Genomic DNA, 11,286 nt, shown 5'->3' with positions numbered 1-11,286 from the left:
AATCAATGTAAATATGAATAATCGCTTTATGAACTTCACCGGATAATCCCTGATTAGTTAAGGCTGATAAGCAGCAAACCCTTGTACTCTAGGCTAAAAAACTAGCTTTCGTTTATTAACGCTTATTTAACTAATAATCACAACCCCTAGATAATCAACGAAATGCTTGGCACTTCAGGAGCTAGGTCACATGGGTTCATCATTAATTACAGGTATAGATATAAATCACCACAGCATCAAAGCTGTGGTGCTAAAACCCGTGGGGGAATTGTACGCCCTAGTGGGATACAAAGAGCTGCCGATTTCGGACGACATTTTTACAGCTAACCATACTTTGGAGTATCAGAAAACTGTTAAGAAACTCAAAGAACTTAGGAAAGGGCTGCCTTTCGGCTGTCGTAACGTCGCCATTTCGGTACCTGATAACACGGTGATCAGCAAGGTACTGCAAATTGAGAGTGAACTCGAAGATAGAGAGAAAGAGTTTTCGATCTACCAAACCTTCGCCCATCAATCTCCTTTTCCCATCGAGGAGCTGAGTTTAGATTTTGTGAAGCTGGAAGACAAACGATTTGGTAAAGGTTCGACGAGCAGTTATCAGGTTTATGCTACTCGTAAAGAAGTGGTCGATAGCCGAGCAGAGGCATTAACCAAGGCTGGCTTTAAACCTGTTGTCGTTGATACGCAGGCGCATGGTTTACTTCATGTTTGGCAGCTTGCCTCACGTTTATACCCAGAGAAAAGTAATTGGCTGTTGGTGGACATTGGCGTTGATCAAACCTCGCTGGGCATCATTCCTCAGGGAGCAGCCCCTTTCTATAAAGACATCGCCTTTGGCACTCAAGACCTTTGCAGTATCGAAAACCCCAATGATATCGAGGCTGCGTTTGGCAGTGCTCAGGATACTCATCAATTTATCGTTAACTTAATTGAAAAGCTCAAACGTCAGTTGCAGCTCTATTCCTCGGTGAATGTTCACCAACCTATCTCAGGCATCTGGTTAATGGGCGAGGGCGCCAGCACACCAATGGTGGCTGAAGAGCTTGAACGACATTTTCAGTTGAGCTGTGAATCATTGAATCCTTTATCCCTGTTTGAGAATAAGGTCGCGAGGAAGCGCCGCCTACAAATGGATTGGCATCATTTTGGTATTGCTGCGGGTATGGCGATGAGCGGACTTAAATGGCAGGGAGAGAAGCATGTTGCATCAAATTAACCTGCTACCTTGGCGTGATGAGATTCGTGCTCAGCACCGAAAACGTTTCATTCATTTAGTTATCCTTGGTGTGATTGTGGCTGGCGCAGGGCAGTGGGCGGTCGATAATTATTTCCAGGATCAACAAGCAAAACAGCAAGCTCGTCTTAATTATCTCAATCAATATATTGCTGACCTCGACCGTCAGATTCAATCGCTAAAAGTTGCAGAGCAAGAGCACAAAGCCATTTTGACTCGACTTGATGTGGTGGAATCTTTGCAGCTCGGCCGTAATAAAACCACCGACTTTATGAACTTGATGCCGGAGCTGATTCCTGAGGGCGTGTATGTCGACAAAATAAAGATGAACGGTCAAGAGATTGAGATGGCGGGTATCAGTGACAGTACCGCTCGTCTCGCCACCATGCTGGATAACTTAGAACGCTCTGAATCTCTGAAAGGGGTCGAAATGCACTCTATTGTCCATAATCGTAAGCGCTTCAATAAAGAGTTTCAGACCTTCAAGGTATCTTTCGTCTTCAGCCCTGTGTCATTAGATAGTACAACTGCACATCGAAAGGGTAAGGGGGCTAACCATGGCTAGCTTTCCAAACATGATGAGCCTGCAAGAGCTTGATATCGATGAGATCACCGAGTGGCCACTGTTGCCTCAGTTATTGGTGATTCTATTGCTGGTGGCGCTTATTCAAGGGCTGGGAACCTGGTTCTATATTTTGCCCTTGGATGACGAGCTACAACAGATGAAGCAGCAAGAGAAGACCTTGAAAGCAACACTGCGCATCAAAGCCAATAAGGTTGCCGCTTTACCTAAGCTTCAGGGCCAACTGGATGAACTGACTAGTCGCTATGATTACCTGTTAGAACAGCTGCCCGTGCAAAAAGAGTTGGCGAGCATGTTGGCATCAGTCAATGAGCTCGGTTTAGATAACTCACTAACCTTTACCCGAATTGACTGGGGTGAAAAACAGAACAAAGCCTTCCTATACCGCTTGCCTCTTAACATCGAACTGACTGGTGATTACCACGAGATAGGCGACTTCTCTGCAGCTATCGCCAAGCTCCCGCGAATCATCAGCTTTGATGATGTGAGTTGGCAGCGAGTCAGCCAAGAAAGCAGCACACTTCACTTCAGGGTTCGAGCTTATACCTACCAGTTTAAATCGGAGGTCAACGATGAGGCCCAATAGCGCGCTCTATTCAACGTTGTTACTGCTGATGTTGTCGGGCTGCAAAGCCAATCAAGACTCACTAGAAGACTTCGTGGTGCAGGTTGAGCTCAAAGCGAAAAAAGAAGTTGAGCAGCTTGTTCCTGCGACTGAGTTCTCAGCCGCTACCTATCAACGACGTGCTTTTCGTCCTCCCTTTGAACTACCCAAAGAAGCGATCGTGCAAAACCAGCCCTTGGTGAAGAAAGATTGCTGGCAACCTAGCGCTCGTGCTCGCAGTGGCAAGTTAGAGAAATACCCACTCAGTAAATTGCGCTTGAAAGGTGTGATGGGCAGTGGAACGAGTGTGTTTGGGCTTGTACAAACGCCTAAGGGCAATGTCGTCAATGTGAAAAAAGGCCAGTTTATCGGCTTAAACAACGGCCGAGTTACTAAGGTAACGAGCCAGTACGTTCTGATTAATGAAACTCTTCCAGATGGCTTAGGTTGTTGGCATAAGCGCAACGTTAGGCTGGCTCTGAAATAAACCAATGTCACATGATGTGGATATGAGATGTAAATATGAATAAAGGAATAAGTGGATTAGTGAGCAAAGCTCTACAAGGTTTTGCTGTGTCTGTGATGTTGGTTTTTAGCGTCTTCGGCTACGCAGAGAGCTCGTCTAATAAATTAGAGAACATTGATTTTAGAGTTAACAAGGATAAAGACGCTGTCATTATCATTGAGTTAGCAACCAGTAGCGCGGTGGTTGATGTTCAGCGAGCACAAGAAGGCTTGAGCATCGAACTTATCAATACAGAAGTGGATGATGACAAGCTCTACCTTTTGGACGTTAAAGATTTCGCGACTCTGGTTGAGGGGATTGAGGTATACAAAGAGACGCCAAGCACTCGCTTGCTGGCAACGATTAACAGTGACTACCAATACGAATATGACCTCAAGGGGCGCTTCATCGAGGTGGTGATCAGCAAGCCCACGATTGAAGAAGTGACGACAGAGAAAAGCGTACTTGAGAAAGAGGGTAAGCTGATATCGATTAACTTCCAAGATATCCCAGTTCGAAATGTCCTTCAGTTGATTGCTGACTACAATGAGTTCAACTTGGTGGTATCAGACTCGGTCGCGGGTAACCTGACGTTACGTTTGGATGGTGTTCCTTGGCAGCAAGTTCTCGACATTATCTTGCAAGTTAAGGGCTTGGATAAGCGCGTTGATGGCAACGTTATCTTGGTCGCTCCCAAAGCAGAACTGGATCTGAGAGAACAGCAAGCGCTCGAAAAGTCCCGTTTAGAAGAAGAGCTTGGGGAACTTAAATCAGAAATCATCAAGATTAACTTTGCTAAATCCACCGATATAGCTGACATGATTGGTGGTGAAGGGGCGGTGAGTATGCTGTCTGATCGCGGTTCAATTACCATAGATGAACGTACGAACTCTCTACTGATTCGCGAGCTGGAAGAGAACATTGCGGTGATCCGCGGCATTATTGAGTCGTTAGATATCCCTGTGAAGCAAGTACAGATAGAGGCGCGTATTGTTACCGTCACCGAAGGTAACCTTGATGAACTCGGCGTGCGCTGGGGCGTTTCATCGACCAACGGAAGCTTCACTGTTGGTGGTTCAATTGAAGGCAACCACCCCTCAGCCATTACACCTTATGACGATAGCAGCAGTAGTGTTATTGATGACTACCTTAACGTGAATTTGGCGGCGACATCGCCAAATGCATCGAGTATTGCGTTTCAGGTAGCCAAGCTTGGCTCAGATACGCTGCTCGATCTTGAGTTATCTGCACTGCAACAAGAGTCTAAGGCGGAGATCATCTCTAGCCCACGCTTAATCACCACCAATAAAAAGCCGGCTTATATTGAGCAAGGTACTGAAATTCCTTACTTAGAGTCCTCTTCGAGCGGTGCAACGTCCGTCGCATTTAAGAAAGCTGTGTTGAGTTTGAAAGTTACCCCTCAAATCACACCAGACAATCGCTTGGTTCTGGATTTGAGTGTGACTCAAGATAGGCCTGGACAAGTGGTGAAAACAGGAACTGGGGAAGCGGTCGCTATAGATACCCAAAGAATAGGTACGCAAGTGCTTGTTAATAATGGTGAAACTGTTGTTCTTGGTGGAATATTTCAACACAGTGTCAGTAGTACAGTCGATAAAGTTCCTCTGTTGGGAGACCTTCCTTTATTGGGTGCATTGTTCCGTCGCAGCTACGAAAATGTGGGTAAAAGTGAACTGCTTATCTTTGTTACACCTAAAGTTGTGATTCAGTAACGTACAATTAGATTAAAAATAAAGTTGCATTAGTGGCACCTAACCTTGATAATTTCGGGTCTTATCACGAATTATCTGTGAGGAATCGGTGCCACGGGCCTTTTAATTTCAGTACTTGTACTGACCTACCTTGTGGCGATGTCATTGAATTAACGTTGTAAATTACTGCTAAAAACATGGCTGAGAAACGCAATATTTTTCTTGTTGGCCCAATGGGCGCCGGCAAAAGTACAATTGGTAGACACCTAGCTTCCCAACTTCATATGGAGTTTCTAGACTCTGACACTGTGATTGAAGAGCGCACTGGCGCAGACATCGCATGGGTTTTTGATGTTGAGGGCGAAGAAGGTTTCCGTAAGCGCGAAGAATCTGTAATCAACGATCTGACTGAAGAGCAAGGTATTGTTCTAGCGACAGGCGGTGGTTCAGTGATGAGCAAAGAAAACCGTAACCGTCTATCTGCACGAGGCATTGTTGTATACCTAGAGACAACAATTGAAAAGCAACTTGCTCGCACAAATCGCGACAAGAAACGCCCTCTACTTCAAACAGACAACCCGCGTGATGTGCTAGAAGATCTAGCTGTATCTCGCAACGCACTATACGAAGAAGTGGCGGACTACACAGTTCGTACTGACGACCAAAGTGCAAAAGTGGTAGCCAACCAGATCGTAAAAATGCTAGAAGAACGTTAAGTTCATTTTTTTCGGAGAGCAAACCCATGGAACGGATTACGGTCAATCTAGCTGAGCGTAGCTACCCTATCTCTATTGGCGCCGGGTTATTTGACGACCCGGCGTACCTTTCTTTTTTATCAGGCAAGCAGAAAGTCGTTGTTATCAGTAATGTGACAGTAGCGCCTCTTTACGCTGATAAAATTCTATCTTTACTGGATCAAGTTGGCTGTCAGACATCTCTTCTCGAGTTACCTGATGGTGAGCAATACAAAACGCTTGAAACGTTCAATTCAGTGATGAGCTACATGCTTGAAGGAAATTACAGCCGCGATGTGGTGGTGATTGCTTTAGGTGGTGGTGTTATCGGTGATTTGGTCGGCTTTGCTGCATCTTGTTACCAGCGTGGTATTGATTTCATTCAAATCCCGACAACGCTTCTTTCTCAAGTGGACTCTTCTGTTGGTGGTAAAACCGCAGTAAACCATCCTCTTGGTAAGAATATGATCGGTGCATTCTACCAACCAAAATCTGTGATCATCGATACCAACTGTTTATCAACGCTTCCTGAGCGTGAGTTTGCAGCGGGCATTGCTGAAGTCATCAAATACGGCATCATTTACGATGAAGCCTTCTTTGATTGGTTGGAGCAGAATCTAGAGAAACTTTATCAACTTGATGAACAAGCACTGATTACTGCAATTGCTCGTTGTTGTGCAATTAAGGCTGAAGTGGTTGCTCTAGATGAAAAAGAGTCAGGAATCAGAGCGTTATTGAACCTAGGTCATACATTTGGTCATGCGATCGAAGCAGAACTAGGCTATGGTAATTGGCTACATGGTGAAGCTGTGTCTTCAGGTACTGTAATGGCAGCGAAAACTGCTCAGTTGCAGGGACTGATCACTCAGCAGCAGCTTGAGCGAATTATTTCTATACTCAAGAATGCGAAACTGCCAGTTCATACGCCAGAAAGCATGTCTTTTGAAGACTTTATGACGCACATGATGCGTGATAAGAAAGTGCTGTCTGGTCAATTACGTCTGGTATTGCCAACAAGTATTGGTACTGCTGAAGTGGTTGCTGATGTGCCTCAGGACATCATTAAACAAGCGATTGATTTCTGCCGTACTCTTTAAATTTGGTTGTGAGGTTGCCTAGTTAAACTCTAGGCAACTGAAGCGTTTTACTGATCGATCTAATCAGTAGGGATCCGCAATGAGTTTGGCTCATGAATTAAGAGTATTAGAGTTAGAGTCTCAAGTTGAGCTGCTAGAGCGCTTACAGCTTTTGACTAACTTTGGTTCAAATCTAGTAACGGTGGCTGGTAAACCTGGCTCTGGCCGTTCTTGGTTAGCACAGCGTTATCTCGAAGCGTGGGCGACAGAAAAAAATCAGTGTTTACTGCTTTGTCATCCAAGCCAAGACGACCAACAACGCCGCGCGCTTATTCTTAGCCAAATTGTTTCTGATCCGTTATTTAATCAACATGACTCCTTATCTGATAGCCTAGCAAGGTTGCTGGATGGTGAGCCGTGTAGCGTGGTTATCGTTGTCGATGATGCCCACCGACTCTCTGAGCTATTGGTATCCGAACTATGGATGTTGGTACTGGAAGCTCAAGCTAATCCCCAATGGACGATCAATGTCGTTCTTTTCTCAGAAATTGGTCACCTAGACACCTTACTCACACGTCTAAGTTACGGCCAACAACACAAGCCTATCGATCTTGAGATCGATGACCTTTCGCAACCAGAAGCTGAACATTTCTTTGAATCACTAGTGATTCGATATGTGGATGATGAGTCTGAAACTCGTGTGCGACGTGCGTTTAACAAAGCGCAACCTCTGCCTGGCGAGCTAATGGCTTTAGGAGAATTGAAAGTGGAAAAAAGGATTATTATTCGCTCAATCATTGGCTCACCAATCAATATCGCGATTGTGGTAGCCCTGTTGCTGTTGTTAATTGGTGGTGGTTATTGGTGGATGTTCAGCCAACCGACCCCGGATGACAAAGCGCAATCTCTGATCGCACCTATCGAGCAGACTGCTATTCCAACCTTTGAAGTGGACCGTGGCTCAGAACAAGCTGGTGTTGAGGGAGTGGTAGACTCTGAAACGTCAACTGATATCAGTTATCAAGGCGCTGATGATGACAGTTCATCTTTGCCACCGGTTGTGGTGGAAGAGACGGCTAGCGTGGGTGAGGTTGAGCAAGACCAACAGCGTGTCGTGATTACTTCGGATGTGGTTGATGCTCTACTGGATGATAAAGCTCAGAGTGCTGATACCAGCGCCATTGATGCTGCGGTAGAGGAGAACACTCAAGTAGAGGCTAATTCACAGGCTGACGCTGAAGCGATTGCTCCAGCTGATGAAGAATCTGACTTAACTGAATCAACGCCTCCGACTAAGAAGATCACCTTCTCGTTTTCTCGTGAGGAGCTACAAGCTATCTCACCGCGAGCGTACACCTTACAGTTGAGTGCGATGACTTCGTTGGAAGATGTGCAGTCTTTCATTGAAAAATACGATCTAGAGAATAAGGTTCGTATCTACCCAACTCTGCGTAACGATACCAAGTGGTTTATCATCACTTATCAAGATTACCCAACGATTCAGGTGGCGCGAGATGCGGTAAGTACACTCTCAAAACCACTTCAACAGTTGGAACCTTGGGCAAAATCGATGAATCAAGTGCATCGAGAGATAGAACGTGCGAAATAACCCTGAGCTTAGCCTCAAAATATGTTACATTCCGCAGCCTTATTTTTGTGTTGATAGATAGAGCAGTAAATGAAAAAGCAGCGTGCCTTTCTAAAATGGGCTGGTGGTAAATATGGCCTAGTTGAAGACATCCAACGTCACCTGCCACCTGCTCGTAAATTGGTAGAACCATTTGTTGGTGCTGGTTCTGTGTTTTTGAACACGGACTATGAACAGTATCTACTGGCTGATATCAATCCCGATCTTATCAACCTGTATAATCTACTTAAAACCGACCCTGAGACCTACATCGCGGAAGCAAAGCGTTGGTTCTGCCCTGAGAACAACCGCAAAGAAGCCTTCTTAGATATTCGAGCTCAGTTCAACGATACTGACAATGTTATGTATCGCTCACTTGCTTTCTTGTACATGAACCGATTTGGCTTCAATGGCCTATGTCGCTACAACAAGAAAGGCGGTTTTAACGTTCCGTTTGGTTCTTACAAAAAGCCTTACTTCCCAGAAGCTGAGCTGGAGTTTTTCGCTGAAAAAGCGAAAAAGGCTACCTTCGTGTGTGAGGGATACCATGAAACCTTTAGCCGTGCCCGTAAAGGTTGCGTGGTTTACTGCGATCCTCCTTACGCACCGCTGTCAAATACCGCTAACTTTACCTCTTACGCAGGTAACGGCTTTAGCTTAGATGATCAAGCAGCACTGGCTGACGTTGCTGAAAAAGCGGCGACAGAACGCGGTATCCCTGTGTTGATTTCTAACCACGACACGACATTAACGCGTCGCTTGTATCATGGTGCAGAGTTGAACGTGGTGAAGGTGAAGCGCACTATCAGCCGTAATGGCGCTGGTCGTAATAAAGTGGATGAGCTACTCGCGCTGTTCCATCAAGATAAAAACCAGCAACACGCTGCAGCAGAATAACCTCGATCCCCTCAAATTGAGTGACCAACAGGTACTTTCTTAAACTAATCTTTCGAACTGCTAGGATCTGCCTAGGTGCTTAGGTAGAATTGCACACCAAATAGTCTTGGGGTTGAATCTTGTATGCGTATGAGGTGCCACCAAGGCGGTGAACTCGCAATTTACTTACTCTTAAGAGGTTTGGTATGAAAGATTTTCTAATCGCTCCATCAATTTTGTCTGCAGATTTTGCTCGTCTTGGTGAAGACGTTGAAAAAGTACTCGCAGCCGGTGCCGATGTTGTGCACTTTGATGTGATGGATAACCACTACGTACCTAACCTGACTTTTGGCGCGCCTATCTGTAAAGCACTACGTGACTACGGTATTACTGCTCCAATCGATGTTCACCTAATGGTGAAACCGGTTGACAACATCGTGCCTGAGTTTGCAAAGGCTGGCGCATCGATGATTACCTTCCACGTAGAAGCATCAGAGCACATCGATCGCACTCTACAACTGATCAAAGAGCACGGCTGTAAAGCGGGCGTGGTTCTTAACCCAGCGACACCACTATCTTGCCTAGATTACATCATGGATAAAGTAGACATGATCCTATTGATGTCTGTGAACCCAGGTTTCGGCGGTCAATCTTTCATTCCTCACACTTTAGATAAGCTACGTGCGGTTCGTAAGTTGATTGACGAATCCGGTCGTGATATTCGCCTAGAGATCGACGGTGGTGTAAAGGTGGATAACATTCGTGAAATCGCAGAAGCGGGTGCAGATATGTTCGTTGCTGGCTCTGCGATCTTCAATCAACCAGATTACAAAGAAGTGATTGATGAGATGCGTGCAGAGCTTGCAAAAGTAAACGCATAAAAGTAGAACTAGGGTCAGTTGACCTAAAATCAAAAAATTTAGATTAAGGGGGCTGATTGGCCCCTTTTTTACGTCTTATTGCTCAACACATGAGACGAATATAATTAATAGGAAAGTAAGATGTCATTAAGCTCAATAAAACTGATCGCCTTTGATTTGGATGGAACCTTGTTAGACAGCGTGCCTGATTTGGCAGTCGCTGCTGACCAAGCTTGCCAGGAGCTAGGCTTCCCTTCAGTGAGTGAAGAACAAGTTCGTGATTACGTAGGTAACGGTGCTGACGTACTTATCGGTCGTTCACTAAGCCGTAACCTAACCGTTGACCCAAACTTAGATCCAGATCTTCTGAAGAAAGCACGTATCTTGTTTGATGACTTCTACGAGCAGGGCGGCCATAAGCTGAGCCACCTTTACCCATTAGTAAAAGAGACCTTGGCAGAGCTGCACCAAGCGGGCTTTACTATGGCATTGGTAACGAACAAGCCATCGAAGTTTGTGCCAGACGTGCTAGCGCAACACGGTATCGATAAGTACTTTGTAGATGTACTTGGCGGTGATTCTTTCCCAGAGAAAAAACCGAACCCAGTAGCGCTAAACTGGTTGCTAGAAAAGCACAATGTGAAAGCAGAAGAGATGCTAATGGTTGGCGATTCAAGTAATGACATTAAAGCGGCAAAGAATGCGGGTTGTCATTCGTTTGGCCTGACTTACGGCTACAACCACGGTGAGCCTATTTCAGCATCAAACCCTGACTACGTGGCAGATAATGTCGCGCAATTGCTCGATGTCGTTCTAGTTTCTGCATAAAGCGGACAAAAGTTAGCTAACCCACTAGCAAAATACTTATCAATGAGTACACTGGATGAGCCGCGCAGAAAGAGCTGTGCGGCTTTTCTATATTTAAGTTAAGAAGCTAAGCCATCAATTGACTTAGCGAATAAGCAAAGGAATTAAAACCATGAGCAAGCCCATCGTATTGAGTGGTGTTCAACCATCTGGTGAACTAAGTATCGGTAACTACTTGGGTGCTCTACGTCAATGGCAACAGATGCAAGATGACTACGATTGCCAATACTGTGTGGTAGACCTTCACGCAATTACGGTTCGTCAAGATCCGAAAGCACTGCATGAAGCGACTCTAGACGCACTAGCAATCTGTCTTGCTGTCGGTGTTGATCCAAAGAAGAGCACGCTATTTGTTCAGTCTCACGTACCAGAGCATGCTCAACTTGGTTGGCTTCTTAACTGTTACACACAAATGGGTGAACTGAGCCGTATGACTCAGTTTAAAGACAAGTCTGCGCGTCACTCAAACGACGTAAACGTAGGTCTGTTTGATTACCCTGTATTGATGGCTGCGGATATCCTGCTTTACGGTGCTCACCAAGTACCTGTAGGTAGCGACCAGAAACAACACCTAGAGTTAGCGCGTGATATCGCAACTCGCTTCAACA

Annotated in this window: 12 protein-coding genes; all 12 read left to right on the top strand. The window is 45.4% G+C overall.

Annotated elements, in window-relative coordinates:
- The first annotated feature begins 190 nt into the window (after positions 1 to 190).
- Positions 191 to 1,216: a type IV pilus assembly protein PilM gene (pilM, locus tag BCT81_RS20290; RefSeq protein WP_102425608.1), complete on the top strand. Its 1,026-nt coding sequence runs from the start codon at positions 191 to 193 to the stop codon at positions 1,214 to 1,216.
- The gene (locus BCT81_RS20285; RefSeq protein ID WP_102425607.1) at positions 1,200 to 1,799 is read left to right on the top strand and encodes a PilN domain-containing protein; all 600 of its coding nucleotides are present in this window, start codon (positions 1,200 to 1,202) and stop codon (positions 1,797 to 1,799) included. Before pilM ends, BCT81_RS20285 begins: the two co-directional genes overlap by 17 nt.
- The gene (gene pilO / locus BCT81_RS20280; protein ID WP_102425606.1) at positions 1,792 to 2,403 is read left to right on the top strand and encodes a type 4a pilus biogenesis protein PilO; all 612 of its coding nucleotides are present in this window, start codon (positions 1,792 to 1,794) and stop codon (positions 2,401 to 2,403) included. Before BCT81_RS20285 ends, pilO begins: the two co-directional genes overlap by 8 nt.
- Positions 2,390 to 2,908 (top strand): pilus assembly protein PilP, encoded by a 519-nt coding sequence (locus BCT81_RS20275; protein ID WP_102425605.1) that lies wholly within the window; start codon positions 2,390 to 2,392, stop codon positions 2,906 to 2,908. The genes pilO and BCT81_RS20275 overlap by 14 nt, the downstream gene beginning before the upstream one ends.
- Positions 2,909 to 2,943: 35 nt before the next feature.
- Positions 2,944 to 4,659, top strand: a complete 1,716-nt coding sequence (locus BCT81_RS20270; RefSeq protein ID WP_102425604.1) for a type IV pilus secretin PilQ family protein — start codon at positions 2,944 to 2,946, stop codon at positions 4,657 to 4,659.
- Positions 4,660 to 4,835: 176 nt separating this feature from the next.
- Entirely contained in the window at positions 4,836 to 5,354 is a 519-nt protein-coding gene (gene aroK, locus BCT81_RS20265; RefSeq protein ID WP_004737165.1) for a shikimate kinase AroK, read from the top strand.
- Between the two features lie 26 nt (positions 5,355 to 5,380).
- Positions 5,381 to 6,469 (top strand): 3-dehydroquinate synthase, encoded by a 1,089-nt coding sequence (gene aroB, locus BCT81_RS20260; RefSeq protein ID WP_004737166.1) that lies wholly within the window; start codon positions 5,381 to 5,383, stop codon positions 6,467 to 6,469.
- Between the two features lie 79 nt (positions 6,470 to 6,548).
- Positions 6,549 to 8,057, top strand: coding sequence for an AAA family ATPase (locus tag BCT81_RS20255; protein WP_102425603.1), 1,509 nt, complete (start codon positions 6,549 to 6,551; stop codon positions 8,055 to 8,057).
- 69 nt (positions 8,058 to 8,126) lie between these two features.
- Positions 8,127 to 8,972 carry a Dam family site-specific DNA-(adenine-N6)-methyltransferase gene (locus BCT81_RS20250; protein ID WP_004737168.1) on the top strand — a complete coding sequence of 282 codons (846 nt, stop codon included), beginning with the start codon at positions 8,127 to 8,129 and terminating at the stop codon, positions 8,970 to 8,972.
- A 185-nt stretch (positions 8,973 to 9,157) separates the two neighbouring features.
- On the top strand, positions 9,158 to 9,832 hold the full coding sequence (gene rpe / locus BCT81_RS20245) for a ribulose-phosphate 3-epimerase (protein ID WP_008222304.1): 675 nt from the start codon (positions 9,158 to 9,160) through the stop codon (positions 9,830 to 9,832).
- A gap of 120 nt (positions 9,833 to 9,952) precedes the next feature.
- Positions 9,953 to 10,639: a phosphoglycolate phosphatase gene (locus BCT81_RS20240; RefSeq protein ID WP_102425602.1), complete on the top strand. Its 687-nt coding sequence runs from the start codon at positions 9,953 to 9,955 to the stop codon at positions 10,637 to 10,639.
- Between the two features lie 151 nt (positions 10,640 to 10,790).
- A partial coding sequence (gene trpS, locus BCT81_RS20235) for a tryptophan--tRNA ligase (protein WP_102425601.1) occupies positions 10,791 to 11,286 on the top strand: 496 nt, incomplete at its 3' end.

This window comes from Vibrio sp. 10N.261.52.A1 (genome assembly GCF_002876325.1).
Taxonomy (GTDB): Bacteria; Pseudomonadota; Gammaproteobacteria; order Enterobacterales; family Vibrionaceae; genus Vibrio; species Vibrio chagasii.
Note: the sequence above shows the minus strand (reverse complement) of the source record. Positions and strands in the feature narration are given on the sequence as shown.